This window comes from Acidiphilium sp. 34-64-41, assembly GCF_002282635.1.
GTDB lineage: Bacteria > Pseudomonadota > Alphaproteobacteria > Acetobacterales > Acetobacteraceae > Acidiphilium > Acidiphilium rubrum.
In genome coordinates this window covers 1-25738 of sequence record NZ_NCJX01000023.1, presented here as the reverse complement: position 1 = coordinate 25738, position 25738 = coordinate 1, and the positions used below count along the sequence as shown (strand labels likewise).

The window sequence follows — 25738 nt, the reverse complement described above, 5'->3', positions numbered from 1 at the left end:
CTTGCCGGTGTTCATAACGGGCGACTCCTCGGTCCAAACCGAAAAGTGCCAGATCAAAATTCAAATCGACACCACCCACAAAATGCCGGAAAACTAAATCAAATCAAACTGTTATATGCTAACAATCCCGGCTAAGCCGGACGGCAGTGTTCTTTTTTACAAAAAAGAACGCCTTTACTTAGCCTTCGTCACATAATTGCATACTGCTCATCCGCAACATCAAGCACCAGCATCCGCCCCGGCCGATGGGTGATCGCGAAAGGCAGGCGGCTGGCGGCGAGCACCGATTGGGGGGTGACACCGCAAGCCCAGAATACCGGTAGTTCATTGGGCCGGATCAGCGCTTTCGCACCGTAGTCCGGCTGGTCGAGATCCTCGATGCCGATCGAGCCTGGCAGGCCGATATGCACGGGTGCGCCGTGGAGGGCGGGGTAGCGGCTGGTGATCTGCACCGCGCGGATCGCATCCTGTGGCTTCAGCGGCCGCATCGAGACCACCAGCCTGCCATGGAAGCGGCCGGCCGGCACGCAATCGATCGAGGTGCGGTACATCGGCACCTCAGTACCCTGCTCGACATGACGCAGCCCGATGCCCGCGGCCCGCAGCGCCGTCTCGAACGTGTAGGAACAACCGATCACGAAAGCGACCAAATCATCGCGCCAATACGCCGCCAGATCATCCGGCTCCGCCACCAGCGCGCCATGCTGCCAGACCCGATAACCCGGCAGATCGGTCCGCAGATCGATATCGGCACCCAGTTGCGGCAGACCAACCTCGCCCGGCGCGGTAATGGCAAGCACCGGACACGGCTTCGGGTTGCGCTGACAGAACAGCATGAACTCGCCCGCCATATCGGCCGCCTTTGGGTGTGGCCTTGAAGGAAGCAAGGCCAGGGGCTCTGCCCCTGGACCCCGTTAAAGGCGGAGCCTTTAAAATCCATTAGTTTTAGGGGTAGGGAGGGCGTCCAGACCATACCGTTTCAAGGTCCGGCAGCCGCCCTCCCTACCCCTAAAACTAGCGGGTTCTAAGGGCTGAGCCCTTAGTGGGGGGTTCGGGGGGCAACGCCCCCTGATCTTGCTTACTTCAAGCACCACTCAAAACCAGCCGCCATCACATGCCAAGATACGCTCGCCTGACGTCGGCGTTCGCCGCGATGGTGGCGGCGGGGCCGGCCATGACGACGCGGCCGGTTTGCAGCACGTAGGCGCGATCGGCGATCGCCAGGGTTTCGACCAGGCGCTGCTCGACGATCAGGATGGTGACGCCGAGGCCTCTGATCCGTTGCACGGCGTCCATGATGTCGTCGACCAGGCGCGGCATGATGCCCTGGCTTGGTTCATCGAGCATCAGCAGGCGTGGGTTGGTCATCAGGGCGCGGCCGATCGCGAGCATTTGTTGTTCGCCGCCGGATAGGGTTTCGGCGCGTTGTTTCAGGCGTTCCTGCAGGCGGGGGAACAATTCGAACACCAGGTCGAGCGGTTTGAACCGGTCCGGGCCGCGCCTTGCGTAGGCGCCGAGGCGTAGATTGTCCTCGATCGAAAGGCCGCCGAACAGGCGCCGACCCTCCGGCACCAGCACTGCGCCGAGCCGGTTGATCCGGTGGGCGGGCAGATCGGCCAGATCGGTGCCTGCGAAGCGGATGGTGCCGCCGGTGGGCATCTGTCCCGCGATGGCGCGCAGCAGGGTGCTTTTGCCCGCGCCGTTCGCCCCCATCACCGCGACGATTTCGCCGGCGGCGACCTCGATGTCGATACCGTGCAGCACGCGCAGGCCGCGATAGGCGGCGGTGAGGTGAGAGACGTGCAGGAGGGGTTCAGGCGACAAACCGGTCACCGAGATAGGCGCGGATCACATCGGGGTTGCGGACGACTGACTGGGGCGTGCCCTCGCATAGTTTGCGGCCGAGGTTGAGCACCACGGCGCGATCGATCAGCGGCAGCAGCACCTCCATCACGTGCTCGACCATGATGATGGTGACACCGCGGGCGCGCACTGCGCGGATCAGGTCGACGCCGGCTTGCGCCTCGGTGGGCGTCAGGCCGGTCAGGATTTCATCGAGCAGCAGCAGGCGCGGTTCGGTCGCGAGCGCGCGGGCCACTTCGAGGCGGCGTTTCTCGGGCGGGGTCAGGTCATGCGCCGGCACGTCGGCGCGCGCGGCGAGGCCGCAGAAGCCGATGACATCGAGCGCCTGGGTCATCGCGGTGCTGGTGTTTCGGTGGCGGAGGAAACTGCCGACCATGACGTTTTCGAGCAGCGTCATCGACTCGAAACTGCGCACCACCTGAAAGGTGCGCCCGATGCCGCGCGCCGCACAGGTGACCGGTCCGAGACCCGAAATCACCGTACCATCGAGCCGGATGCTGCCGCTGTCCGGCGTGACCTCGCCGGCGATGCTGTTGAACAGGCTGCTCTTGCCCGCGCCGTTCGGGCCGATCAGGCCGAGGATTTCACCGGCGGTGACGCTGAAGCTGATGTCCACGTTGGCGGCGACGCCACCGAAGGATTTGCTGACCCCGCGGATTTCCAGCAGCGGTTCAGCCATTGTCGACCACCGCATCGCCAGCGGCACCGCGAATGCCGAACAGGTTGATCAGCCCCTGCGGCCGGACCAGGGCCAGCACCAGGATCAGCCCGCCATAGATCATCAGATCGACCCCGCCGGCAGCGCCGCCGAGCTTGGCGATCGAGATTTGCTGCACCGGAATCAGCACGGCAGCACCGAGCAGCGGTCCCCACAGCGTGCCGACCCCGCCGACCACGGCGGGCAGCGCGATCAACACCGAGAGCGACAGGCCGAACGTGCTGGGCGGATCGATGAAGCCGATATATTGCGCATAGAGCGCGCCACCGACGCCGGTGATCGCACCGCTGATCGCGGCGGCCGCCATCTTGCTCGGAAACACCCGGACGCCGAGGCTGCGCGAGGCGATGCTGTCATCCTTGACCGCGCGCCAGTAGAAGCCCCAGCGCGAGCCTTCGACCAGCCAGGCGACCAGCCACGCGAGGGAAGCGTAGGCGAGCATGGCATAGTCGAACGGCAGGACGGCGATGCGGAACTGCAGATCGATCCAGCTCTGATGGCGGAACGGAATGGTGATGCCCTCCGCAGCGCCGACCCAGTCCCAATTTTCGATCAGCAGCAACCCGATCAGGCCGAACACCAGGGTCGCAATGGCGTAGTAATGGCCGCTCAGGCGAAAACACGGCCAGCCGACCAGCAGGGCCGCCGCCCCGCCCAGCGCGCCGCCGGCGACCAGGCCGATGGTGGGTGGAATGCCGAGCCGGGTGAACAGCAGGGTCGAGGTATAGGCGCCGAGGCCGAAATAGAGCGCATGGCCGAGCGAGATCTGCCCGCAATAGCCTCCCATCACGTTCCAGCCCTGGCTGAGCCCGGCGTAGAGCAGCACCAGCACCATCAGGCCGCGCCAGTAGGGCGAGGGGACCAGCAAGGGCAGAATGATCAGACCCACCAGCAGGCCGGCGCCGACCAGCAACTGGGTGCGGCGGCGGGTTTCGATGGTGTGCGCCGCCGCGTCGGTCATTGCCGGCCGAACAGGCCGCGCGGCCGGACCATCAGCACCAAAACATAGAGGGCGAAAATGCCGATCTCCTTCAGCGACGGATCGATGAACAGGGCGGTCAACGCCTCGACCAGACCCACCACCAGGCCGGCCACCAGCGCGCCGAGCAGCGAGCCGAACCCGCCGAGGGCCACGGTGATATAGGCGATCACCGCGAAACTGGTGCCCACGCTCGGCGCGATATAGTAGAAACTCGCGAGCATGACCCCCGCGATGCCGACCGTCGCGGCGCCGATGCCCCAGCCGAGGCTGAAGATGTGATCGCGATCGATCCCGATCAGCGCGACCGCATCGCGATCCTCGCGCGTCGCTTCCAGCGCGCGGCCGAATTCGGTGCGCGAGATCAGCGCCAATGCCGCGAAGGCGAGCAGGCAGACGCCGCCCGCCGCGATCTGCGACACCGGCAGCACGATCGGGCCGCGTGCCACCGTCGCCGTGCTGATCGCCCCGTCGTTCAGGGTGCGGAAATCGCTGCCGAACATGAATTGCGCGAGCCCGACCAGGAAGATCGACAGGCCGAAGGTGATGAAAATCTGCACCATGCCGCTGTTGAACCGCACGCCGAGCGCGCGCGATATCAGGCCGCGATAGATCGCTACCCCGACGCCGAACAGCAGCGCGGCCACGATCGGCAGTTGCAGCAGCAGGCCGACGTGCAGATGATCATGCAGCAGCAGGGCCGCGTACATCGCGACCATCAGCAATTCGCCATGCGCGAAATTGACGATGTTCATCAGCCCGAAAATCAGCGACAGCCCGGCCGCGACCAGCGCGTAGATCAGCCCCATCAGGAGCCCGCCGATCGCGACCTGGATCACCAGGGACGCCGTCATGCGCCCCTGGCCTTGATTGCGGCCATCAAGTCCCGATGGTCCAGATCGCGTCGGCCGTCGCGACATCGGCGGGAAAGACCGTGTGCCACTGGCCGTGCTGATATTGCTGGATCACCGGATTGCCCAGAATGTTCTGGCCCGTCGCGTCGAACTTGATGCCTTTCCAGGGCATGATGGTCTGATTGCCCGGAATGTCGGTGGTTTTGAGCGCGGCCTGCAAGGCGGTGTTCTTGGTCGAGCCGGCCCGGTTGATCGCATCGGCCAGAACTTGCAGCGCGGTGAATTCGCGGGCCGAGAGATCGTCCAGATCCTTGCCCTTGGTGCCCGATTTATACAGCGCGTTCACCTTGGGAATCGCCGGGCGGGTTTTTTCGGCGTCGCTCGCATAGCTCGACCGGCTCATCACCCCTTCCGCGAGCGGGCCGACGGCGGCGATGAAGGCGGGGTCGATGAAGCCGGCATCCTGCGCCATGATCGCCTTGGGCGTGTAGCCGACATTGTGCATCGAGCGGACCAGCAGGATGGCATCGTTGGTATACGACGAGGGCATCAGCACATCCGCGTTCGCCGCCCGCAGCCGCGCCGCCTCGACCGCGAGGGAGGGTGTGCTTGCCTGATAGGCGATATCGGTCAGCACCTTGATGCCAGCTACCTTGGCCATCGCCACCTGAATTTTCGCGCTGCCGGTGCCGAACACCGAGTTTTCATGCACGATGGCGACGGTGCGGACCTTGCGGCCGGTCTTGGCCCCGATCCAAGCGAAAAAATCGAACATCGATTTGGTGAAGCCGATATCGGTGGGCGAGGGCCGGAAGAACCAGGTGAGCCCCTGTTCGCTGAGGCTCGGTGCCGAATTCTCCGCCGAGATATAGGGAATTTCGTAGCGGTTGCAGATCTGGCTGATGGTGACAGCGGTGGCACTGGTATAGCTGCCGATGATGGCGACCACCTTGTCCTGGGTGATCAGCCGTTCCGCCTCGCTCTGGGCGATCTGCGGGCTGTTCTGGCTATCGGCGAAGATCAGCTTGATCTTCGCACCGCCCAGCGCCGGCAAGCCGCCGCCCTGGCCCAGCAGCATCGGCACGTCGTGATGGCCGTTGATGATCGCGGCGGCGGTTTCGAGCGCCACGCGCGCATCGTTGCCGATGGGTGCGGCGTTGCCGCTGAGCGGATAGACCGCGCCGACCAGAATGTCGGGCGGCGCTGCGGCAAGGGCGGGGCCGGAGGTCAGTGCCGCGGCGCCGACCGCGGCTCCCAGCACGGTGCGGCGTCCTACGGCTGGTGTCTCAATCGTCATGGGGCTCGATCTCCTTCGATCATGCTGCGCAGTGAACTCGTTTCATCCGGATCGACCGCGCCGGACGGGTCGATCGCGACTTTGTAAACCAGGCGGGCGGCCTCCCGCGTCACCATGCCATCATGCACGTCGGCAGCGACATGCGCAGGATCGCGCAGCGCCGGATCGCCCATGCCGCCGCCGCCCGGCAGGTCGAGCCGCAGGCGCTCGCCGCGCGGAATGATCTGCAACCCCTTGGCCCGCAGCGCGGCACCCGAAACCAGCCCGACCCGGCCGGCCGCGCCCTCATGCCCGCCATCGCGCCCGCGCGGCGCATTGTCGATCCGGTCGAAAATCGCGTTGCAGGCGAATTCCTGATCATCGCGCGCGCCGATTTCGATGATCTGGCCGAGACCGCCGCGCATCCGCCCCGCACCGCCGGAGTCGGGGCGCAACTCCTTGCGCCAGAACACGATGGGCGCGACCGTCTCGGTGATTTCGACCGGCATGGTCCGCACGCCGGAAGGAAACGCGGTCGCGTCCAGCCCATCGAGCCCGGGGCGCGCGCCGGTGCCGCCGGAATTGAACGTGATGACCTCAAAATCCGGCAGCGGCGCGTGGTTCGGCTGAGCCGCATCCGCATCGTGCCCTGAGACCAGCGCGCCGCCGCGTAACGGCGGGTTCCACAGGCAGGAAGACCCCTCAGCCGCGACCCGCCCGGGAATTGCCTGATGCAGGCAGCCCATCATCAGATCGGGCAGCAACTGGCCGATCACGTGGCGTACCGCGACCGGGCGCGGGTGCGGCGCGTTCAGGATGCAGTCATCAGGGATCACCATCCGGAACGGTTGCAGGCTGGCCCAGTTGTTCGGAATGTCCGGCGCGATCACGATCTTGATGCCGAAACACGCATAGGCGCGGGTATAGGCGGCGGGTACGTTGATGCCGCGTGACGAAGGTGCCGAGGTACCGGTGAAATCGACCGTGATGCTGCCCTCACCCACCTGCATCGAGGCCGCGAGGCTGATTGGCGCCTCGTAGCCATCCGAATTGATGCGAGCGCGATAGGTTCCTTGCGGCACCGCCGCGATCGCCGCCTCGGTCGCGCGCAGGCTGCTCTCGAAAATGAAGTCGGCGAGCGGGTCCAGCCCATCGAGGCCGAATTCGTCGAGCATCTGGTTGAGCCGTCGCGCCCCGGCATCGTTGCAGGCGCACAGCGAATAGATGTCGCCTTCCAATTCGACCGGCAGCCTGGTGCCGGCGCGCAGGATATCGAAAAAAATCTCGCTCGGGCGGCCCTGTTCGAAGCAGCGCACGATCGGGATCAACAAACCCTCCTCGAACACCGAGCGCGCCTCCGCCCCCATGCCGAGGCCGCCGACATCGATCACATGGGCGGTGTTGGCGAACAGCCCGATCATCACGCCGTTGCGGAATGCCGGCGTCACCACGGTGAAATCATGCAGATGGCCGGTGCCGAGCCAGGGGTCGTTGGTGATGTAGTGATCGCCCGGGCGCATCGTGGCGGCCGGAAATTTTCGCAGGAAATGCCCGACGCTTTCGCTCATCGCGTTGACGTGGCCCGGCGTGCCGGTCACCGCCTGCGCCAGCATCCGGCCGGCGCAATCGAACACCCCGGCCGAAAGATCTCCCGCCTCGCGCACCGTGGTGCTGAACGCGGTGCGGATCATCACCTGCGCCTGTTCCTCGACCACCGCGATCAGCCGCCGCCACATGATCTGCTGGCGGATGGCGGTGAGCTGCGCCGCTTCGTCACTCATGCCGCACCATCCCGCACGAGGTCGATCCAGCCCTGCGCCATCACCATGCCCGACCAGCCGGGGCCGAGCAGCGTCGAGGTCTCGCGCTCCTGCACGATCGCCGGTCCGCGCAGCCGCGCACCCGGGGCGAGGGCCGCGCGCTCATAGAGCGACCAATCGGATTCCCTCCCATCGAAACTGTCGCGCACCAGGCGATGCCCGATGGGGCTCGCGTCATGCGGCACCGGCTCGACCGGGCGCGCCGCCGCTTCGTCCATGATGGTCTCGATCGAGACGACGTAGCTGATCATCTCGATCGCCGATCCCGGCACCGGCCGGTCGTAGATTCGCGCATATTCGGCCTCGTAACCATGACGCAGGGCGATGATATCCGACGCATCAAGGCGGCGGGGCGGCAATCCGACCATGATTTCGTGCCCCTGGCCGACGTAGCGCATCGCCACACTCCGCGTCTCGCGGACCGGTGCGCCAAAGCGGCCGGGTTCGACCGTCGCGACCGCCTCGCGCTGCATGTCATCGAGCCAGGCGTTGACCAGGTCGAGATCGAGATGATCGAGCCGCTGATACAGGCTGCGCACCACCTCGTACCCGACCGGTGCGTGCAGAAACCCGATCGCGCTGCCCACCCCGGCGTGGCGCGGCACCAGCACCCGGTCGATCCCGAGTTTTTCGGCAATCCGCGTCGCATGCACCGGGCCGCCGCCGCCGAACGCGATCAGGGTGCGTCCCGGCAGGCTGGTCGCCGCATCGATCGCATGGGCGCGCGCCGCATTGGCCATGGCTTCATCGACCGTCTCGAGCACCGCCAGGGCGGCCATGCCATCGCTCAGGTCGAGTTTGGTGCCGAGCGTGGTACGCAGGGCGAGCCGTGCGGCGGCATCGTCGAGCGGCATCGCGCCACCCGCAAATCCCAGCGGATCGTAGCGGCCGAGCACCAGGTTCGCATCGGTCACGCAGGGGTTCGCGCCACCCCGCCCATAACAGGCGGGGCCTGGATCGGCCCCGGCGCTGTCCGGCCCGACGGTGACGCGCCCGAGCGGATCGACCGCGGCGATGCTGCCGCCCCCGGCGCCGATCTCGACCATCTCGATCACCGGAATCCGCAGCGGCAGCCCCGATCCCTTCATGAACCGGCCGATCCGCGCCACCTCGAAACTGCGCGCGGTGGTCGCCCGGAAATCATCGATCAGGCAGAGCTTCGCGGTAGTGCCGCCCATGTCGAACGACACGACCCGGTCGAGCCCGGCGGCCTGCGCGATCCGTGCGGCGAACAGCGCACCGCCCGCCGGACCGCTTTCGACCAGCCGGATCGGAAACTGCGCGGCGGTCTCCACCGTGGTCAGCGTGCCGCCCGATAGCATCAGGAACATCGGCGCATCGAGCCCGCGTGCGCGCAATCCGGCATCGAGCCGATGCAGGTAGCGCGCCATCAAGGGTTGCAGATAGGCGTTGGCCGCGGTGGTCGAAAACCGCTCCCACTCGCGGATTTCCGGTGCGACCACCGAGGCGAGCGAGATCGGCAGATCAGGCCACGCCGCCGCGATCAGCGCGGCCGCGCGCTGTTCGTGCACCGGATTGGTGAACCCGTGCAGAAACCCGATCGCGAGACTTTCGATGCCCGCCGCCCGCAGGCGCGGCACCAGATCGATCACCGCCTGCTCATCGAGCGGGGCAAGAATTCGCCCGGCATGATCGATCCGCTCCGGCACGGTCAGGCGCAGATGGCGCGGGATCAGCGGCGCCGGCAGCGTGATGCCGAGGTCGTACTGGTCGTAGCGGCTCTCGTTGCGCATCGCCAGCACATCGCGGAACCCGGCGGTGGTGATCATCGCGGTGACGGCACCCTTGCGCTCGATGATCGCATTGGTCGCCAGCGTCGTGCCATGCACCAGCAGATCGATGTCTCCGGGGGTGATCCCGGCGCTGTCCAGCATCGCATCGAAGCCCTCGAGCACGGCGCGCTCGGGTGCATCCGGCGTGGTCAGGATTTTCGCGGTGGTGACCACGCCGTGGCGGCGCAGCGCGAAATCCGTGAAGGTGCCGCCGATATCGACGGCGAGCCGGGTCTGATCCGCCTCACCCAAGGGCGGCGGCACGGCGGTCAGGACGCGTCACCCTCGGTCCGCTTGGTCTCGATTTCAATGAACACGAACTCCCCATCATTGTCGTTCATCACATCATGCTCGACGCCGGCCGAGCGGCTGTAGCTGACCCCGGCGGTGAGGGCAGCATGGCGCTCGGCACCACCCGGCTCGCGCAGCAGCAGCCGCCCGGTCGACATCGGCACGACCACGTAATCGAGCCCGTGGCGATGCCAGCCGGTCGCGGCACCGGGGGCGAAGCGCCATTCGGTCACCCTGAATATGTCGTTGTCGATCTGCACGGTCGGCACGGCGGCGGGGCGGGTCATCACAAGGCTCCTGTCGGGATTGAATTTGCGGGCAGCGCGCCCTGCGGGGCCAATGCAGCGGCCAGCCCCAGCACGGTCCGATCATCACCGCGCGCGCCCACCAACTGCACACCGATCGGCAGCCCATCCGGCGACATGCCGCACGGCACGACGCAGGCCGGTGCCTGCGCCAGATTGACCGGAAAACTGAACCCGGCCCATTCGGTCCAGCGCGTCATGCCGCGATCGGGCGGCACTTCGAGCCCGGTCGCGAACGGCAGAACCGCGGTCGCCGGTGAAACCAGAGCATCGAACCGCGTCATCAACGCATCGAACGCCGAACCATAGGCCGCGCGCCTGCCGCTGGTCGCGATGTAATCCGCCGCGCTATACCCAGCGCCGATCGCCGCGATCGCGCGGAACCCAGGGTCGATCGCGCCATGCGCGCTCTCCGGCACCGCCCGCAGCCGCGCCGCCGCACCGGCGAACCACAACACCTGGAACATCCCGAGCAGGTCTTCCCCCGGCAGGCGCACCGGCTCCAGCACCGCCCCCGCATCCTCGAGCCGCGCCAGCACGGCAGCAAACGCCGCGCCGATCACCTTGTCGACCACCCCTTGCGCCGGCTCGGCCCACACGCCGATGCGCCGACCCGCCAGATCGCGCGGCGCCTGCCCGGCACTCGGCGCGTAGCCCTGGGTGTTCTGATACCAATCCCGCAGATCCCGGCCGGACATCGCATCGAGCATCAGCGCGGCATCCTCGACCGTGCGGGTCATCGGCCCGATATGCGCCACCGTGCCGAACGCGCTGGCCGGATAGGCCGGCACCATGCCGAAGGTCGGCTTATGGCCGACGATGCCGGTGAACGCCGCCGGAATCCGGATCGAGCCGCCGCCGTCCGAGCCCAGATGCAGCGCGCCCGCCCCGGTCGCCGCCGCCACCGCGGCGCCGCCGGACGAGCCGCCCGGCGTCAGCGCCGCGTTCCACGGATTGCGCGTGATGCCGGACGCCGGGCTGTCGGTCAGCGCCTTCCAGCCGAATTCCGGCGTGGCCGTCTGCGCGAACAGCACGCAGCCGCCCGCCCGCAGCAGCGCCACCGCCGGCGCATCCTCCGTTGGCGTCAGCGATGGCGCCAGCGAGCCATAGCGCGCCTGCCACCCCGCCACCCACACGATATCCTTGATCGTTGCCGGCACACCATCGAGCGGCCCAAGCGGCGCCCCTGCCCGCCAGCGCGCTTCGGACTGCCGCGCCGCGTCCAGCGCGCCCTCATGGTCGATCAAGGTGAACGCATTGAATTGCGGCTGGATCTGCTCAGCCCGCGCCAGCGCGGCCCGCGCCGCCTCGACCGGCGAGAGCTGCCCCGCCCGGAATGCGGCGACGAGCGCCGTGGCCGACATAAGGCACACCGCATCGGCGTCATCGAGCGGGTTTGCGTAAGGTTTCAATGCGCCGGTGATATCCATTCGCGTGCCGATCTCCCGTTTGATGCCGTTCAGGCTTCCGCAATCGCCACACCCGCCTCCACCTCGCCCGGCGCCATGATGTCGGCGGCACCGACCCTGGTCATCGCGAACAGCCGCTCGACGCGACGCCGCTCACTCTCCGATTGTGGAATCAGATAGGCACAGCCAACATAGATGACCAGATTAAGCGCCAGCGCAACCACGCCGGAGGTCAGGCCATCGAGCGCGCCGATCGAGCCCGGCGAGCCGATCTCCAGCGCGATCGCGGTGACGAAGCCGACCACCATGCCGCCGATCGCGCCGTATTTGTTGCCACGCCGCCAGAACACGCCCAGGAATTGCGGCACCGCGAGCTGCACGATCCCCTGATACGCAATCACCGCCAGGGTAAACAGCGTCGGCAGCTTGAGGCACGCCGTCCAGGCGGCCAGCACGGTGATCAGCAACATGCCGATCTTGGCACCGAACACCAGTTGCTTGTGGCTCAGCGTCCAGTAATTGCCGATCAGATCATTGGCGATCTGCGCGCCGTTCGCCTGGATCGTGCCATCGACATTACCCATCGTCGCGGCGAACACCACCACACCCGCCAGCGCCAGCAGCACCAGCCCGCCCGCCTGCTGGCTGGCGATGAACCAGACATCATCGGGATGCGCCGCCACCGCGGGCAAGACCGACGCCAGCAGACAGAAGATCAGAAACAGCGTGCAGAACACGAACGACAGCGGGATCGCCCACGCCGCCGCCTGCTTGACGCTGCGCACCCCATCGGCGGTGAACAGGCGGACAAAAATATTCGGCCAGCACCAACCGCCGACCGTGCCGGTAAACACCAGCGCGAACAGATAGAGCCCGCCCATTTTCGAACCCTGGCCGGGGATAACGAATTTCGCCGGCGCGACCGCGCCGAACCCGATATGCTTGACGCCGACCAGCCAGGCGAGCAGGCCGATGATAATGACCGTGCCGAGCAGATACGCGGCAATCCCCTGCACCATGTCCGAAATCACCACGCCGCGCATCCCCATGCGGATCGTCCAGAACTGACGCACCACCAGCACTACCACGCCGAGCAGCACGGATGTCGTGAAACTCAGCGACTGCAGCGACATGTATTGAAACAGCGCCCCGAGCGCCTGCATCCCCAGCACCAGCCACGGAAAACTCGAAATAATGCCGATCACGCCGGCCAGGGTTCGGATATGATGCGATTCGTAGCGCAACGAGAACAGATCCGCCTGGGTGCGCAGGTCGAACGCCTTGCCCCACATCCACACCCGCCGCGCCATCAGATACATCAGCACGATGGTCAGCAGACTGTACGAGAGCAGGTAGAACCCGATCACCCCACCCGCCACCGTCAGCCCCGCGAAGGCGATGAAAATCGCACCGGGATACCACGTGTTCAGAAACGACATCGCCTGATAGAGCGGCCCGAACGAACGCCCGCCGACCGCGTAATCGGTGAAATTCCGATCCTTGCGATAGCTGGACTGCAGGATTGCGATGACGAGGACAAAAAACGCCGCGATCAGACCGAAGGTGATGATCATGGCGTGCCACCCGTAAAATTACCGTCGCGGCTCTCGATCAGATAGGCGACGACAATGCTGCACGCGATGCACAGACCGGTCACCGAAAAATACAGCACCGCCAGTGGCAGACCGAGCGGTGCCGGCTGCGGCCCGCTCGCCGCCCAGTAGAGCGGCGGGAACAAGGCCAGCACCGCATCGAGACCGAACCAAATCTTGATCCAGCCTGGGTATTCCGCTGTCGTCGTCGCTGAAATCGCCATCGTCGCCCCCCGTCGCGCATGCTGCGCGCATGAAAACATCGTTGTCTGGTCGGACAAAGTCTGGTTTCGCGGACCGGCGTCGGTCAGATTGTTGGACCGGCGGAGCATCGGCCCCAACCCATCATGATCCCGACGATAGGCCGAAACCGACCCCATCATAAAATATATTTTTTATCGCTAATTGTGTTATTTATTGTTTGAACACGCAGACATCATTCCGGATTGCGTCACCCATGAATCTGTCGATCAGGCAATTGCGCTACATCTGCACGGTGGCCCAACACGGCAGTGTCCAGGCCGCCTCGCGCCATCTCGCGATTTCCCAATCCTCGATCATCGCCGCGATCGATGCCGCCGAGCACGTCGCCAGCACCCGCCTGTTCGATCGCCGCCCCGCCATCGGCCTCGCACCCACGCCGAGCGGGCGCAGTTTCGTCCGCGAGGCCCTCGCCCTGCTTGCCAGCGCGGATGCGTTCGATCGCGCCGTCAAACAACAATCATCGGGCATGCCCGCGCATATCCGCATCGGCTGCTTCGAACCGTTCGGCGCGATGTTCATGCCCACCGTGATCCGCCGCTATCTCGACATCATGGGACCTGCGGAAGTCTCCCTGCTCGAAGGCGACCACGTCCAGCTCGCCAACTGGCTCGCCACCGGCGCGGTCGACTTCGCCCTCGCCTACGATATCGGCCCTGACCTCGGCCAGAGCAGCACGCCGATCTGCCGCCTGCCGGCCCACGCCGTGCTGGCCCGCGGCAACCCGCTGGCCGGACGGGCACGGGTCTCGCTCGAAGATCTGGTCGAAAACCCGTTCATCCTGCTCGACCTGCCACACACCGGGCACTACCTGCTCAACCTCTTCAACCACGTATCCCGCCGGCCCACGATCAGCCTGCGCACGCGGTCCTACGAAACCGTCCGCTGCGCCGTCGCCGCCGGCTTCGGCATGTCGATCCTGAACATGCGCCCGCTCAACACCGGCCTCGACGACACGCCCGGGCTGATCCGCGTGCCGCTGTCGGACGATCTGGCCGCACCGGCGCTGCAGGTGGTCGATATCTACGGCGCCCATAAACCGATGTTCGTGCGCCGCTTCATCGAAATCGTGCACGAATTCTTCGCCCGCCTCGGCCCCGCACGGTTTGCGGTGGCGACGCCGGAACGGCATGGGGAGTTGCTGTTCCCGCTGCATGCCGCGCATGATTGAATAACGCGACGGCGCTGACGAACAAGGAAAAGTAAATCTTCTTTTTTGTGAACAAAAATGAAGCAAAAAAACTTTGTTAATCTGGGCCCGTGTCTTTGAAAACGCCCGTGCCCCAGAGTCAAAAAGTTTTTTGCTTCTTTTTTACAAAAAAGAAGCGCTACCCCTTACCCTCCTACATGGCACCAGGCTTCGGAACCAACGGCCGCCAGGGCTTCCCAACGCGCCGCGTCCGCCCCATGTTGATCGACCGAGACATCGAACAGGTCGGACAAAGGCAATGGCAAACGGTTGGGCTCCGGACGGGGCGGTTCAGGATCAGATCGACGATACCGTGAAGGACGAAGTGATGCGCGCCCGCGCGCGCATGCCGACCGGCACAGGTCAGACTCACTGCGTCGAATGCGGCGAAGAAATCCCACAGGCGCGCCGCAACGCAGTGCCCGGCGTGCGAACCTGCATCGCCTGCCAGTCCGCCGCCGACCAACGCCCGACCAACATCGGCTTCAACCGACGCGGCAGCAAAGACAGCCAGCTCAAATAGCCCGGCGAACGCGGTTGATGCGGGGTTGGGTTTGGCGCTCCGGGTAAGCAAGATCAGGGGGCTTTCCCTCCGGAGCCATTCCAGCGATGAAGAGCATCGCTGGAACCTTCGGCTCCTCCGCCCCTTCGACCCCCATTAAGGGCTGGGCCCTTAGAACCCCCGAGTTTCAGGTAACAGGAGGGCGCTGCCTCACTTATCCAGCCCGGCGGACAGGTGCGGCTGCGCGTGTTACCTTGCTTCGCCCCACCATGCCTGCCCAAAAATTGCCATCCCCGCGTCGTTGGTCATGATCGCCGGCGCCGTGCCCAAACCGTGCATCCAGGGAGATTGCCATGACCATCGTCAAATACCGCCTGTTCGAACCCCGCCTCGCGCCCAGGCGGACCAAGCTCATCGTGCCGGGCTGGGGCGGCGTCGCACAACCCCGCCAGGACGGCTCGCTGGAACAGGCCTGGCACTGCATGCCCTTCGTCGAGGGCGCGCAATACGGCATCGAATTGTTCTACCCCTACGACACCGAATTGCGGGTTTCGCGCCGTGACGGCCACGTCGTGCTCGACGGCGATTTCGGCGCCGCGCCCGACCCCGACCTGCAATGGCCGCCGTTCCGCTCCTTCGGCGATGGCTACTACACCTACCAGCTTCTGCTCGATCTGATGGTGGATGACGATATCGCCATCCGCACCGAGCCGCATCCGCGCTATTACACGAGTGCGGCGGACGATGTGCCGCTCGCCGTCCCCGCCCTATTGCGCACCAGCTGGTGGCCGATGATTTCCTTCGTGGTGTTCAAGGCGCCACCGGCGGGTGTCACCCACATCTTCCGCCCCGGCGAGCCGTTCATGCAGATGCTGTTCCTGCCGACCACGCCCGATTTCGCCCTGGTCCCGATGACCGAGGACGAAGCCGCCGAACGCGAATTGCGCGGCCGGCGCATCCACGCCAGCCGCGACACGCTGGGTGCCGATTCCCGTTGGCTATCCGCGAGCGACACGGTGTTCGATGCCACCTACCGCCGGCTGCTGCGTGCCGCCATCGAAAAAGCCCGCACCGAAAAAACTGGTGGCGAGCCGGGGTGACCGCCGGCCGCTTCAGCCCCGGCCATACCCGTGATGATGATGATGGTGGTGGTGGTGATACTGCGGGCGATAGTAGCGGTGATGGTGGTGATGATGATGTTGATAATACGGGCCCGGATACCCGTAATACGGCGGGGGCGGCGGCGGCGGGGGACCATACTGGAATTGCAGATAGGCCTGCGCCAGTTCGATGTGCGGCGCAGCACTATGCGCCGCATCCTCCGCCTTGAGCAGCGCCGCGGCGTTTGGAATCGGCGCCAGCAGATCAGCATACGACGAAACGCCCGCCGTTGCATTGGCCCCGCCACCATCCACCGCGGTGCTTGCCTGTGCCGAGCCCGCCACCGCCACACCGGCAATCGCGCCCAGCACACTCATCGTCAACTTGTCCATGATCGGTCTCCGCTCCAGTCAGACTGCCATAGGGCTGCCGGAGCGCGGCAATTTTATGGCCCGATCGGGTCAGCGCTATGGCACCGCAGGATCGGCATTGCGCCCGGCCAGATTTGCCATCGCCGCGGCCACCCCGCCCGGCCGATGCGGCACCCCGGCGGCGGCAAGCCCGAGTTCGACCCCGGTCAACGCGCCGAGCAGCGTCAATTCGTTGCATTCGCCCAGATGCCCGATGCGAAACACCTTGCCCGCCACCCGGCTCAGCCCCGAGCCGAGCGACATGTTATAGCGCTCCAGCACAATCTTGCGGAACGCATCGGCATCGTGCCCGGCCGGCATGATCACGGCGGTCAGCACCGGCGAGTACTCCGCCGGCTCGAGGCACAAAATCTCCAACCCCCAGGCGTTCACCGCGGCGCGGGTGGCGGCGGCCAGCCGTTCATGGCGGGCAAACACGCGCTCCAACCCTTCCTCCAGCAGCATGGCGATCGATTCCCGCAGCCCATACAACAGGCTGGTCGCCGGCGTGGACGGAAAAAACCCGTTCGCATTGGGTTTCAGCATCTCCTGCCAATCCCAGTACGAGCGCGGCATCGTATTGCGGCGCGAGGCGTCCAGCGCCTTGTCCGAAATCGCGTTGAACCCCAGCCCGGGCGGCAGCATCAAGCCTTTCTGCGAGCAACTGACCGTCACATCGACGCCCCATTCGTCATGCCGATACTCGGCTGAGCCGAGCGATGAAATCGTATCGACCAGCAGCAGGGCAGGGTGGTCCGCCCGATCCATCGCGGCGCGGATATCCGGGATGCGGCTGAGCACCCCGGTCGAGGTTTCGTTGTGCACCACCATCACCGCCCTGATCGACCGTGTGGCGTCCGCAACCAGCTTCGCCTCGATCGCGGCGGGATCGACGCCATGCCGCCAATCGCCCCTGATGAAATCGACCTCAAGGCCAAACCGCGCCGCCATTTTCTGCCACAGCATCGCGAAATGCCCGGTCTCGACCATCAGCACCCGATCGCCCGGCGACAGCGTATTCACGATCGCCGCCTCCCACGCGCCAGTGCCCGACGACGGATAAATGATCACCGGGTTGGCGGTCTGGAAAATCGCCTGACACCCCGCGAGCACATCCCGGCCGAGCCGCCCGAACTCCGGCCCCCGATGATCGATGATCTGCTTGTGCATAGCTTGCAGCACCCGCTCGGGCACCGGGCTCGGGCCTGGAATCTGTAGAAAATGATGACCTTGTGGTGTCGACATGGCGTGCTCCTCATCCGACTCAAACCGCCAGTGACTGATACCGCCGGTCGTTCATCCCGAAGACATCGCATTTATTTTATGACAAAACAAGTTATCTTTGCATTCAGAATCTCATCGACGATCGGCAAGTAATGGATTATCACCTTCGGAATGACCAGCGCGATCGCCCAATACAAGGCGCCCCACACCGAACCAAAACCACCCGAAAGCGCCGCCCCGCCGCGCGCCAACTCCCTGCACGACGAAGTGCTGGTCCGCCTGCGCGACTACATCGTCGAAGGCAACCTCGCGGACGGCGCACGCGTGCCCGAACGCCAACTCTGCGAAATGCTCGGCATCTCCCGCACCCCACTGCGCGAAGCCCTCAAAGTCCTCGCAGCCGAAGGCCTGATCGACCTGCTGCCCAACCGCGGCGCCCGCATGCGCCACCTCACCGCACAAGACATCGCCGAACTGCTCGACCTGATGGGCGGCCTCGAAGCCCTCGCCGGCCGCCTCGCCTGCGAACGCATCACCGACGATGAAGTCGCCGCCATCGAACACCTCCACCACCAAATGTACGGCAGCTACCTCCGGCGCGATCTGCACGGCTACTTCCAGTGCAACCAGGCCATCCATAATCACATCGTCGAAGCCGCCCGCAACGATACGCTCACCACAAGCTACGCCGGCTTCGCCAACCGCATCCGCCGCATCCGCTACGCCGCCAACCTCGATCGCAAACGCGACCGCTGGAGCGAAGCCGTGCGCGAACACGAAGCCATCCTCGATGCCCTGCACCGCCGCGCCGGCACCGAACTCAGCGACCTGCTGTTCCAACACCTCCGCAATAAACACCGCGCCGTCATCAGCCACCTGACCGAACCACAAGCCGCCCAGCCCGACTGAAACCTACCCGTCAATTTTGCATGCAATCCGGTGCAAGATTTAGTATAATGCACTTATCTTTGAAGGCAAAGTAGGGCGGGAAAAAGATTGAGTCTTCTTTTTTGTAAAAAAGAAGCAAAAAACTTTTGTTAATCTGGGCTTCGGACTTGGGGCACTGTCAGCCCTATCGCCCGCCGCTCCATATGGTTACGGTATAATAACAAATAAGACGCAGTCAAACGAAATCGCCTTCAGACTCGAACGCACCACGATTTCCGTTGACACCGATGATCGCAGCATTTTACCCCAGCGCAGGGGGGGACGGCGATCATGAGCCAGGTTCGTGTTCTTGTCGGCACGCGCAAAGGCGCTTTCATTCTGACTGCGGATGGCGCGCGGCGCAATTGGGCGGTTTCGGGCCCACATTTCCCGGGGTGGGAGATTTATCATCTGAAAGCCTCGCCGGCGGATCCGCAGCGGATCTACGCGTCGCAATCGTCAGGCTGGTTCGGCCAGATGGTGCAGCGCTCGGACGATGGCGGCGCAAGCTGGAGCGCGGTCGGCAAGGAGTTCATCTACGATGGGCTGGCCGGGACGCACCAATGGTACGACGGCACGGCCCACCCCTGGGAGTTCAACCGGGTCTGGCATCTGGAGCCGTCGCTGTCGGACCCGGATACGGTGTTCGCCGGGGTCGAGGACGCGGCGCTGTTCAAATCGAGCGATGGCGGCGCCTCATGGCAGGAATTATCGGGCCTGCGCCGGCACACCACCGGCGCGACCTGGCAGCCGGGCGCCGGCGGCATGTGCCTGCATTCGATCCTGCTCGATCCTGCCAACCCGGCGCGCCTGTTCACCGCAATTTCCGCGGCCGGCGCGTTTCGCAGCGATGATGGCGGCGCCTCATGGCGGCCGATCAACCAGGGTCTGCGGTCGCAATACATCCCCGATCCGGCGGCCGAGGTCGGGCATTGCGTGCATCATATCGCGTTGCACCCGTCCAACCCGAACCGGTTGTTCATGCAGAAACACTGGGACGTGATGCGCTCGGACGATGCGGGCGAGACTTGGTACGAGATCAGCGGCGACCTGCCGACCGATTTCGGCTTCGTGATCGATGTCCATGCCCATGAGCCAGAAACGCTCTATGTCGTACCGATCAAGAGCGATCAGGAGCATTACCCGATCGATGGGCAGCTCCGGGTCTATCGTAGCCGGAGCGGCGGCGGCGATTGGGAAATGCTGAGCAAGGGTCTGCCGGAACGCGATTGCTACGTGAATGTGCTGCGCGATGCGATGGCGGTCGATACGCTCGATGCGTGCGGAATCTATTTCGGCACCACCGGCGGGCAGGTCTATGTCTCGCCCGATGCTGGGGAGACTTGGCAGGCGATCGTGCAGAACCTGCCGGCGGTACTTTCGGTCGAGGTACAGACGCTGCCGTGAGCGCGGTGCGCGTGGAATTGCCGTCCGGCCTTTCGGTGGTCGCAGGATTGCCGCGCGATGTGGTCGTGGCGGTTGACGGCGCGGTCACCCTGGCAGCGGTGCTCGATGCGCTGGAGGCAGCGCATCCGGTGTTGCGAGGCATGATCCGCGATGGAACAACGCAGCGGCGGCGAAAGTTCATTCGGTTTTTCGCGTGCCAGCGGGATTTTTCGCATCACCCGCTGGATGAACCGCTACCGGAGGCGGTGGCGCGCGGGGACGAGGTACTGCTGATTGTTGCGGCGATCGCCGGGGGATGACGGGGCGAACGGTTGTCAGTTCAATCCCTCGTCGTCCCGGCCACTACCCTTAATTGTTCAGCGCAATAATCTCGCGCAACTGCGGATAAATGTCGTTCGCCCAGCGCGACCCGCTGAACACCCCGTAATGCCCTACGCCCAATTGCAAATGATTGCGCTTGCGCGCCGGCTTCAGACCCGAACACAAATCCAGCGCCGCAACCGACTGGCCCGGCGGGCAGATATCATCGCGCTCACCTTCGACCGTGAACAGAAACGTCTTGCGGATTGCCGCCGGCTTCACCGCCTGGCCACGCCAAACCAGGCGGCCAGTCGGCAGGTCATGCCGCTGGAACACCCGCTCGACGGTTTCCAGATAGAACTCGGCCGTCAGATCCATCACCGACTGATACTCGTCATAAAACTTCCGATGCGCCGTCTCGCTCACGCCATCCTCGGTCACGATCGAGCGGAACTGGCGCAGATGCGCCCCGATATGCCGGTCCAGATTCATCGACACGAACGAGGCCAATTGCATGAACCCCGGATACACCGCACGCCCCGCCCCCGCATAACGCGCCGGCACGGTGGCGATCAGAGTCTTGCGGAACCATGCAATATCGCGCGTCTTGGCCAGCGCATTCACCTTCGATGGATTGCGCCGCGTATCGATCGGCCCGCCCATCAGCGTCATCGTGCGCGGCGTTGCCGCATCATCGGCCTCCGCCATCAGCGCCGTCGCCGCCAGCACCGCCACGGCCGGCTGGCACACCGCAACCACATGCCCGCCCGGCCCGATCTCGCGCATGAAACTCATGATGTGATCGACGTAATCATCAAACCCGAACTGCCCGGCACTGAGCGGAATGTCCCGCGCATTGTTCCAGTCCGTGATATACACGTCATGATCCTGCAGCAGCACCTCGACCGTGTTGCGCAACAACGTCGCGAAATGCCCCGACAAAGGTGCCGCAATCAGCACCCGCGGCTGCACACGGTCGCTATCCTTGCGAAAATGCAGCAAATTGCCAAACGGCGTCGCGTGCGCAACCTCCTCGATGATCGGCACGTCCCGATTGCCCATCCGGACCGAGGCAATGCCGAAATCCGGCCGCTTGTGCATGATCCCGCTGTGGCCGAAAATCTCCAGCGCCGCCCGCATCTCCCGCGCCATCGTGCCGAACGCACGCGGCGGGCTGAGCAAATCAACCATCGGCGCCAGGCTCCGCGCGGCGAACCGGAATGGCCCCATCATGTCTTCCTGGGTCTGGTAGACGTCGTACAACATGGTCATCGGCTGCCTCTCGATCGAACAATACTAGCCAGGAAACCTGAATTTCCCGTTAACGTAAAGTGGGTTCCCCGCCGGTCACGCAAACCGCCGCCACGACATTTGTGCTTTGCATCGACACCGGTTTTCCGCTTTGATCAGACCTTGCCGATCGTTTCGTCAAACATGAGACATCGCACAACCATTTTTGAGCATGACGGAAACCTCACGAAAAGGAAAGCGCGGCATGACACCCCAGCATGAAACCGCCCCGAAACGCCAGAAACCCCCGGCACGCCTGGCCATCTCCAGCCACAACTACTCCTCCTGGTGCCTGCGCGGCTTCCTGCTCGCCCGCCTCTCCGGCATCGATTTCATCGTCGAACCCGCCGCCGCCGACGATCCTCAGGCCCGCGCCGAATTGCTCATGCGCACCTCATCCATCCTGCTGCCCTGCCTGATCGATGGCGACGTCACGGTCTGGGACACCATCGCCATCGCCGAATACCTCAACGAAACCTACCCCAAAGCCGCCATGCTGCCCGCTGACCCCCTCTCGCGCGCCCGCTGCCGCTCCATCAGCGGGGAAATGCACTCCGGCTTCGCCGCCCTGCGCGCCTCCCTGCCGATGAACATCCGCGCCCACCGCCCCGGCTTCACCGTCTGGTCCGGCGCCCAGGCCGATATCGATCGCATCACCACCATCTGGCGCGATTGCTTCGCCGCCTCCCCAGGCCCCTACCTGTTCGGACCAACCCCCTGCGTCGCCGACGCCATGTTCGCCCCCGTCGCCAGCCGCTTCCAAACCTACGACGTCCCGCTCGACCCCGTCTGCGCCACCTACATCAAAACCATCTTCGCCTGGCCCGATATGGCCGCATGGATCGCCGAAGCCGAAACCGAGCCCGATACGATCACAGAACTCGATCTCGAGTTTTAGCAGCTGCGGTGGGGCCCCGCCCTTCATGGGCATCGAGGGAGCAAAGCCCCCGCCTTACCGAATCAAACTGCAAAATCACCGGCGTCAGGATCGATGCGGTCACATGGGTGGGGTGACGCCGTCGACACCGATTGCGACGACGCCGGCGGTGATTTTGGTGCCGGTTTCGCTGGCTTTGATGAAGACGTGGGCGCCGGTGACGGCGTTGGTTTTGGTGCCGGGGACGAATTTGACGATGGGAGCGGTGGGCGGGACCAGAATGGTCTGTTGGCCGCCCTGGTAGGTTACGGTGAGGGTTTTGGTGCCGTCGTGTGCGGCGGTGGCGGCGACGGCGCCGTTGGTCATGGTGCTGCGGACTTTTTTGGCGGGCGGGCGTGTGGTGATCGCCGCGACGCTGCCGTTGGTCATGGTGCTGGTGGTCTTAGTTGCGCCAGAAATGGTCGTATCAGGAATTTTATCCCAGGCGTAGTGGCCTTCGCCGGTGCCGCGCAGCGCGTTCGGGAAGATGACGACTTCGAGCGCGATCAACTGCGCGCCGACGGTTTTGGTGGCGGTGCCGATGTAGCTGTTTTTGTCGATCATACCGAGCGAGGATTTTTCGACTTTGAGGTAGTGGGTATCGCCGCCGATGGCGATTTGTTCGGTCTTGCCGCCGTCGGTTTTGAGGGTGAGCGTGTTGGCGGTGATTGCGGTGATGGTGCCGCGCAGGCGGACCGGGGTGGGTGCTGCGACTGCGGTGATCGAAACGGTGAGAACCGCGGCGGCGGCAGCGAGGCTGGCGGTGACGGATCGCTTCATGGTGGTCCCTTTTGCTGTGCGGCACCGTGTGCCGGTGGTGATGCTACGCCGAGATGGCGACAAATATCCGGGATGGTTGGTGATGATTTGGTAATGTTTGGCGCTTGTGTGGCGTCCGTTTTGGAATCGGCTCAGCTTTCCAAGGTCGCGGGGCCTGGCTCGGGTGCGGCAGGCAGTGTCGCCTGGGCGTCTTCCTTGAGGCCGACGCCGGTGAGTTGGCGGTGCAGCGCTTCGCGCATCAGCCAGGCGAGGGTATCCGCCGCGGCATCATGGGAAAGGCCGCCTTTGGTGTGGATGTTCGAGATGCAGTTGCGGGCAGAATCGCGGCAGCCGCGTTTGGGGGCGTAGGTGAGGTAGATGCCGAGGCTTTCGGCGACGCTGAGGCCGGGGCGTTCGCCGATCAGGATGGCGCAGAGCCTGGCGTTGAGGGCTTCGCCGATATCATCGCCGATGGCGACGCGGGCCTGGGTGGCGATGACGATGGGGGCGATGCGCAGGTTTGGCAGGCGGCGGCGCACGGCGTTGAGTGTGGGGATGGCATTGGCGGCGACGGCGGTGGCGGAGAGGCCATCGGCGATGACGAACACCGCATCATAGTCGCCCGGGGTCAGCAGGGGACGGCAATCGGGATGCAGGCGGCGGCCGAGGTCGGGGCGGCGGAGGTATTGCTCGCGGCTGGCGGCCTCGCTGTGGACGGTGATCACCGGCAGATCGAGCGCTGCGCGCAGGGCTTCGACATCGAGGCTGGCGTGCACCGCATCGCGCGCTTTGGCGTGGGCGAGTTGGAAGGCGAGCACGTCTTGCATCGGCATGGCATCGCCGATCCGGCCGAGGCCGATGCGCGCCTTGGTGGTCGCGCGGAGTTTGGACCAGGGGTCGGCTGAGGGATGGGGGACGACGTCCGGCTCAGGCGGCATCGGCACCGATCAGGCGTTGCACGAACTGGCGTTCGGGTAGTTTGATGCGGCCGTGGCGGTCGGTCATGCCCATTTTATCGAGCCAGGCTTCGAATTCGGGGGCGGCGCGGACGCCGAATGTGGAGCGCAAATAGAGCAGGTCGTGGTAGGACAGGCTCTGGTAGTTCAGCATGACGTCGTCGGCGCCAGGGACGGTGATGACGAAGGTGACGCCGGCGGTGGCGAGCAGGGTCATCAGCGTGTCCATGTCGTCCTGGTCGGCTTCGGCGTGGTTGGTGTAGCAGACGTCGCACCCCATCGGCACGCCGAGTAGCTTGCCGCAGAAATGATCTTCGAGGCCGGCGCGAATGATCTGCTTGCCGTCGTAGAGATATTCCGGGCCGATGAAGCCGACAACGGTGTTGACCAGCAGGGGTCTGAAATGTCGGGCTACGGCGTAGGCGCGGGCTTCGATGGTCTGCTGGTCGATGCCGAAATGCGCATCGGCCGAGAGCGCCGCACCCTGGCCGGTTTCGAAATACATGACGTTGTCGCCGACCGTGCCGCGGGCGAGCGACAGAGCGGCGTCCTGCGCTTCGGCGAGGATGGCGAGGCTGACGCCGAAGCCGGCGTTGGCGGCCTCGGACCCGGCGATGGATTGGAACACCAGATCGACCGCGCCGCGCCGGTCCATGATTTCGATGGCGTTGGTGACATGGGTGAGCACGCAGGTCTGCGTCGGGATATCGTAGCGCTGGCGCAGCGTGTCGAGCATGTCGAGCAGGGCGAGGCAGTTGGGCACGTTGTCGGTCGCGGGGTTGACGCCGATCACGGCATCGCCGGTGCCGTAGAGCAGGCCATCGAGCGTGGCGGCGGCGATGCCCCGCAGATCATCGGTCGGGTGGTTGGGTTGCAGCCGGGTGGAGAGATGGCCTGGCAGGCCGATGGTGTTGCGAAAGCGGGTGACGACGCTGCATTTGCGCGCGACCGCGATGAGGTCCTGGTTACGCATCAGCTTGGAGACGCCGGCCACCATTTCGGGCGTCAGGCCGGGGGCGAGCGCCTGGAGCGCTTGGGTATCGGCCTCGTAGGAGAGCAGCCAGTCGCGCAGTCCGCCCACGGTGAGATGGGCGACCGGGGCGAAGGCGGCTGCATCATGCGTGTCGATGATCAGGCGGGTGACGTCGTCGCTCTCATAAGGAATGAGCGCTTCGCTGAGGAATGTTTTCAGCGGCACATCGGCAAGGATTGTGCGGGCGGCGACGCGCTGGGCATCGGATGTGGCGGCGAGGCCGGCGAGTTCATCGCCCGAACGGCGGGGTGAGGCACAGGCGAGGACCTGTTTCAGCGTTTCGAACCGGAAGGTCTCGCCGCTCAGGATGGCGGAATAGCGGGGCATGCGGGAGTATAGGGGGAAAATTTGGGGGGAAGGAAGGTCTTCTTTTTTGTGAACAAAAAAGAACCAAAAAAACTTCACTAATGTGGGCCCATGCCGGTTCCAACGCCCGCGCCCCAGGGTCAAAAAGTTTTTTGCTTCTTTTTTCACTACTGTCCGGTTAAAAGTCTAGCGAATTCAGTAGGTTATTTTCATACTGATGGGCTGGGCTGTATTCTTTTGGGTCAAGCGCTTGTTTT

Annotated in this window: 25 protein-coding genes; 7 read left to right on the top strand and 18 right to left on the bottom strand. The window is 64.8% G+C overall.

The genetic code is table 11. The features are described from left to right. Positions 1–188: 188 nt before the first annotated feature. The 12 genes from B7X49_RS07165 to B7X49_RS07110 form a co-directional block, all read right to left on the bottom strand. Complete coding sequence (locus B7X49_RS07165) at positions 189–851, bottom strand: putative hydro-lyase (protein ID WP_286704880.1); 663 nt, start codon at positions 849–851, stop codon at positions 189–191. Between the two features lie 259 nt (positions 852–1110). Next, positions 1111–1824 (bottom strand): ABC transporter ATP-binding protein, encoded by a 714-nt coding sequence (locus B7X49_RS07160; protein ID WP_286704879.1) that lies wholly within the window; start codon positions 1822–1824, stop codon positions 1111–1113. Beyond that, entirely contained in the window at positions 1814–2542 is a 729-nt protein-coding gene (locus tag B7X49_RS07155; protein ID WP_286704878.1) for an ABC transporter ATP-binding protein, read from the bottom strand. The genes B7X49_RS07160 and B7X49_RS07155 overlap by 11 nt, the downstream gene beginning before the upstream one ends. Beyond that, positions 2535–3542 carry a branched-chain amino acid ABC transporter permease gene (locus B7X49_RS07150; protein WP_286704877.1) on the bottom strand — a complete coding sequence of 336 codons (1008 nt, stop codon included), beginning with the start codon at positions 3540–3542 and terminating at the stop codon, positions 2535–2537. Before B7X49_RS07150 ends, B7X49_RS07155 begins: the two co-directional genes overlap by 8 nt. Further along, a complete protein-coding gene (locus B7X49_RS07145) occupies positions 3539–4414 on the bottom strand; it encodes a branched-chain amino acid ABC transporter permease (protein ID WP_286704876.1) in 876 nt (291 codons plus the stop codon). The genes B7X49_RS07150 and B7X49_RS07145 overlap by 4 nt, the downstream gene beginning before the upstream one ends. A 25-nt stretch (positions 4415–4439) precedes the next feature. Further along, positions 4440–5711 carry an ABC transporter substrate-binding protein gene (locus tag B7X49_RS07140; RefSeq protein ID WP_286704875.1) on the bottom strand — a complete coding sequence of 424 codons (1272 nt, stop codon included), beginning with the start codon at positions 5709–5711 and terminating at the stop codon, positions 4440–4442. Beyond that, positions 5708–7471, bottom strand: coding sequence for a hydantoinase B/oxoprolinase family protein (locus B7X49_RS07135; RefSeq protein ID WP_286704874.1), 1764 nt, complete (start codon positions 7469–7471; stop codon positions 5708–5710). The genes B7X49_RS07140 and B7X49_RS07135 overlap by 4 nt, the downstream gene beginning before the upstream one ends. Continuing rightward, on the bottom strand, positions 7468–9567 hold the full coding sequence (locus B7X49_RS07130; protein WP_286704873.1) for a hydantoinase/oxoprolinase family protein: 2100 nt from the start codon (positions 9565–9567) through the stop codon (positions 7468–7470). Before B7X49_RS07130 ends, B7X49_RS07135 begins: the two co-directional genes overlap by 4 nt. 5 nt (positions 9568–9572) lie before the next feature. Beyond that, positions 9573–9881, bottom strand: coding sequence for a cupin domain-containing protein (locus B7X49_RS07125; protein ID WP_286704872.1), 309 nt, complete (start codon positions 9879–9881; stop codon positions 9573–9575). Further along, positions 9881–11329 (bottom strand): amidase, encoded by a 1449-nt coding sequence (locus tag B7X49_RS07120; protein WP_286704871.1) that lies wholly within the window; start codon positions 11327–11329, stop codon positions 9881–9883. The genes B7X49_RS07125 and B7X49_RS07120 overlap by 1 nt, the downstream gene beginning before the upstream one ends. A 29-nt stretch (positions 11330–11358) precedes the next feature. Further along, entirely contained in the window at positions 11359–12882 is a 1524-nt protein-coding gene (locus tag B7X49_RS07115) for a sodium:solute symporter (RefSeq protein ID WP_286838790.1), read from the bottom strand. Further along, on the bottom strand, positions 12879–13124 hold the full coding sequence (locus B7X49_RS07110; protein ID WP_286704869.1) for a hypothetical protein: 246 nt from the start codon (positions 13122–13124) through the stop codon (positions 12879–12881). Before B7X49_RS07110 ends, B7X49_RS07115 begins: the two co-directional genes overlap by 4 nt. Positions 13125–13357: 233 nt before the next feature. On the opposite strand from B7X49_RS07110, the gene B7X49_RS07105 reads away from it, so the two are divergent. From B7X49_RS07105 to B7X49_RS07095, 3 genes are all read left to right on the top strand, one after another. After that, entirely contained in the window at positions 13358–14332 is a 975-nt protein-coding gene (locus tag B7X49_RS07105) for a LysR family transcriptional regulator (protein ID WP_286704868.1), read from the top strand. A gap of 277 nt (positions 14333–14609) precedes the next feature. Further along, complete coding sequence (locus B7X49_RS07100; RefSeq protein WP_286704867.1) at positions 14610–14873, top strand: DksA/TraR family C4-type zinc finger protein; 264 nt, start codon at positions 14610–14612, stop codon at positions 14871–14873. A 332-nt stretch (positions 14874–15205) separates the two neighbouring features. After that, the gene (locus B7X49_RS07095) at positions 15206–15952 is read left to right on the top strand and encodes a hypothetical protein (RefSeq protein ID WP_286704866.1); all 747 of its coding nucleotides are present in this window, start codon (positions 15206–15208) and stop codon (positions 15950–15952) included. A gap of 12 nt (positions 15953–15964) precedes the next feature. On the opposite strand, the gene B7X49_RS07090 is transcribed toward B7X49_RS07095, so the two are convergent. Next, positions 15965–16345 carry a hypothetical protein gene (locus tag B7X49_RS07090; RefSeq protein WP_286704865.1) on the bottom strand — a complete coding sequence of 127 codons (381 nt, stop codon included), beginning with the start codon at positions 16343–16345 and terminating at the stop codon, positions 15965–15967. Positions 16346–16420: 75 nt separating this feature from the next. After that, entirely contained in the window at positions 16421–17608 is a 1188-nt protein-coding gene (locus B7X49_RS07085) for an alanine--glyoxylate aminotransferase family protein (protein WP_286704864.1), read from the bottom strand. 150 nt (positions 17609–17758) lie between these two features. On the opposite strand from B7X49_RS07085, the gene B7X49_RS07080 reads away from it, so the two are divergent. The 3 genes from B7X49_RS07080 (at position 17759) to B7X49_RS07070 (ending at position 20220) form a co-directional block, all read left to right on the top strand. Continuing rightward, positions 17759–18496 carry a GntR family transcriptional regulator gene (locus B7X49_RS07080; protein WP_286704863.1) on the top strand — a complete coding sequence of 246 codons (738 nt, stop codon included), beginning with the start codon at positions 17759–17761 and terminating at the stop codon, positions 18494–18496. Positions 18497–18805: 309 nt separating this feature from the next. Then, complete coding sequence (locus B7X49_RS07075) at positions 18806–19921, top strand: sialidase family protein (protein WP_286704862.1); 1116 nt, start codon at positions 18806–18808, stop codon at positions 19919–19921. Then, positions 19918–20220: a MoaD/ThiS family protein gene (locus B7X49_RS07070; RefSeq protein WP_286704861.1), complete on the top strand. Its 303-nt coding sequence runs from the start codon at positions 19918–19920 to the stop codon at positions 20218–20220. Before B7X49_RS07075 ends, B7X49_RS07070 begins: the two co-directional genes overlap by 4 nt. A gap of 49 nt (positions 20221–20269) precedes the next feature. Here the strand turns inward: B7X49_RS07070 and B7X49_RS07065 are convergent, their stop codons facing one another. After that, entirely contained in the window at positions 20270–21487 is a 1218-nt protein-coding gene (locus tag B7X49_RS07065) for a polyhydroxyalkanoate depolymerase (RefSeq protein ID WP_286704881.1), read from the bottom strand. 229 nt (positions 21488–21716) lie between these two features. Between B7X49_RS07065 and B7X49_RS07060 the strand changes: the two genes are divergently transcribed. Next, positions 21717–22409, top strand: coding sequence for a glutathione S-transferase (locus tag B7X49_RS07060; RefSeq protein WP_286704860.1), 693 nt, complete (start codon positions 21717–21719; stop codon positions 22407–22409). A 99-nt stretch (positions 22410–22508) separates the two neighbouring features. On the opposite strand, the gene B7X49_RS07055 is transcribed toward B7X49_RS07060, so the two are convergent. From B7X49_RS07055 to B7X49_RS07045, 3 genes are all read right to left on the bottom strand, one after another. After that, on the bottom strand, positions 22509–23207 hold the full coding sequence (locus B7X49_RS07055; RefSeq protein WP_286704859.1) for a hypothetical protein: 699 nt from the start codon (positions 23205–23207) through the stop codon (positions 22509–22511). Positions 23208–23338: 131 nt separating this feature from the next. Then, the gene (gene eutC, locus B7X49_RS07050; protein WP_286704858.1) at positions 23339–24124 is read right to left on the bottom strand and encodes an ethanolamine ammonia-lyase subunit EutC; all 786 of its coding nucleotides are present in this window, start codon (positions 24122–24124) and stop codon (positions 23339–23341) included. Further along, positions 24114–25502 (bottom strand): ethanolamine ammonia-lyase subunit EutB, encoded by a 1389-nt coding sequence (locus tag B7X49_RS07045; protein WP_286704857.1) that lies wholly within the window; start codon positions 25500–25502, stop codon positions 24114–24116. Before B7X49_RS07045 ends, eutC begins: the two co-directional genes overlap by 11 nt. Positions 25503–25738: the final 236 nt, after the last annotated feature.

Excerpts from the sequence above, each read along its gene's own strand:
- B7X49_RS07155 (WP_286704878.1), bottom strand. The coding sequence starts at position 2,542 with ATGGCTGAACCGCTGCTGGAAATCCGCGGGGTCAGCAAATCCTTCGGT.
- B7X49_RS07120 (WP_286704871.1), bottom strand. The coding sequence starts at position 11,329 with ATGGATATCACCGGCGCATTGAAACCTTACGCAAACCCGCTCGATGAC.
- B7X49_RS07105 (WP_286704868.1), top strand. The coding sequence starts at position 13,358 with ATGAATCTGTCGATCAGGCAATTGCGCTACATCTGCACGGTGGCCCAA.
- B7X49_RS07165 (WP_286704880.1), bottom strand. The coding sequence starts at position 851 with ATGGCGGGCGAGTTCATGCTGTTCTGTCAGCGCAACCCGAAGCCGTGT.
- B7X49_RS07135 (WP_286704874.1), bottom strand. The coding sequence starts at position 7,471 with ATGAGTGACGAAGCGGCGCAGCTCACCGCCATCCGCCAGCAGATCATG.
- B7X49_RS07145 (WP_286704876.1), bottom strand. The coding sequence starts at position 4,414 with ATGACGGCGTCCCTGGTGATCCAGGTCGCGATCGGCGGGCTCCTGATG.
- B7X49_RS07100 (WP_286704867.1), top strand. The coding sequence starts at position 14,610 with ATGGCAAACGGTTGGGCTCCGGACGGGGCGGTTCAGGATCAGATCGAC.
- B7X49_RS07125 (WP_286704872.1), bottom strand. The coding sequence starts at position 9,881 with ATGACCCGCCCCGCCGCCGTGCCGACCGTGCAGATCGACAACGACATA.
- B7X49_RS07095 (WP_286704866.1), top strand. The coding sequence starts at position 15,206 with ATGACCATCGTCAAATACCGCCTGTTCGAACCCCGCCTCGCGCCCAGG.
- B7X49_RS07060 (WP_286704860.1), top strand. The coding sequence starts at position 21,717 with ATGACACCCCAGCATGAAACCGCCCCGAAACGCCAGAAACCCCCGGCA.
- B7X49_RS07075 (WP_286704862.1), top strand. The coding sequence starts at position 18,806 with ATGAGCCAGGTTCGTGTTCTTGTCGGCACGCGCAAAGGCGCTTTCATT.
- B7X49_RS07150 (WP_286704877.1), bottom strand. The coding sequence starts at position 3,542 with ATGACCGACGCGGCGGCGCACACCATCGAAACCCGCCGCCGCACCCAG.
- B7X49_RS07080 (WP_286704863.1), top strand. The coding sequence starts at position 17,759 with ATGACCAGCGCGATCGCCCAATACAAGGCGCCCCACACCGAACCAAAA.
- B7X49_RS07055 (WP_286704859.1), bottom strand. The coding sequence starts at position 23,207 with ATGAAGCGATCCGTCACCGCCAGCCTCGCTGCCGCCGCCGCGGTTCTC.
- B7X49_RS07115 (WP_286838790.1), bottom strand. The coding sequence starts at position 12,882 with ATGATCATCACCTTCGGTCTGATCGCGGCGTTTTTTGTCCTCGTCATC.
- B7X49_RS07065 (WP_286704881.1), bottom strand. The coding sequence starts at position 21,487 with ATGTTGTACGACGTCTACCAGACCCAGGAAGACATGATGGGGCCATTC.
- B7X49_RS07085 (WP_286704864.1), bottom strand. The coding sequence starts at position 17,608 with ATGTCGACACCACAAGGTCATCATTTTCTACAGATTCCAGGCCCGAGC.
- B7X49_RS07140 (WP_286704875.1), bottom strand. The coding sequence starts at position 5,711 with ATGACGATTGAGACACCAGCCGTAGGACGCCGCACCGTGCTGGGAGCC.
- B7X49_RS07090 (WP_286704865.1), bottom strand. The coding sequence starts at position 16,345 with ATGGACAAGTTGACGATGAGTGTGCTGGGCGCGATTGCCGGTGTGGCG.
- B7X49_RS07110 (WP_286704869.1), bottom strand. The coding sequence starts at position 13,124 with ATGGCGATTTCAGCGACGACGACAGCGGAATACCCAGGCTGGATCAAG.
- eutC (WP_286704858.1), bottom strand. The coding sequence starts at position 24,124 with ATGCCGCCTGAGCCGGACGTCGTCCCCCATCCCTCAGCCGACCCCTGG.
- B7X49_RS07045 (WP_286704857.1), bottom strand. The coding sequence starts at position 25,502 with ATGCCCCGCTATTCCGCCATCCTGAGCGGCGAGACCTTCCGGTTCGAA.